We start from the raw sequence: 744 nt of genomic DNA, 5'->3' as shown, positions 1-744 counted from the left end.
AGTTGGAACATGTACGGAACAAACTGGGCTGGAATGCGTTTCATCAAGTAGCGGTTGGCATGACCAGAACCTTAGCAGAGGCAACCGCAGGAGAATTCCATGTGGCCGGGCGATAGCGACGTTTTTGACCTCTTCTCCAAAACATATACGAGTGGCGCGCAAGAGACGCTGAGTTTACAGGAATATCTGCTTGCGTGCCGCGAGTCGAAAAGAATGTATGCCACGGCGCAGGAGCGAATGGTCGAGGCCATAGGCGAGCCTCAACTGATCGATACCAGTGCCGACGAACGCCTTGGGCGGATTTTCGGCAACCGCACCATAAAGATTTATCCGAGTTTCGCAGACTTCTATGGAATGGAAGACACGATCGAGCGGATGGTGGGCTATTTCCGCTATGCGGCACAGGGACTCGAAGAGCGCAAGCAGATCCTCTATTTGCTCGGGCCGGTCGGTGGCGGCAAGTCATCGCTGGCCGAACGCCTGAAGAAGCTGATGGAGCAGCAGCCGATCTACGTGCTGGCCATCAACGGCAAGGTGAGCCCCGTCTTCGAATCACCGCTAGGCCTCTTCCACCCCGACCGAATGGCCGACCTGCTGGAAGACAAGTATGGCATTGCCAGGCGAAGGCTCACCGGTCTGATTTCGCCCTGGGCCGCGAAACGTCTCGACGAGATCGGCGGTGATATTTCCAAGTTCAGCGTCGTAAAGCTCATGCCGTCGCGTCTGCGCCAGATTGCCATCGCC

1 pseudogene is annotated in these 744 nt (G+C 56.6%); it reads left to right on the top strand.

The features are described 5' to 3' along the window. Nucleotides 1–99: 99 nt before the first annotated feature. Nucleotides 100–744: pseudogene (locus AC1D0P_RS26505) on the top strand (PrkA family serine protein kinase); the annotation flags it as partial.

The sequence above is a fragment of the Polaromonas sp. P1_G2 genome (assembly GCF_056405515.1).
The sequence above is the reverse complement of the archived record's forward strand: the minus strand, read 5'-3'. Positions and strand labels throughout refer to the sequence as shown.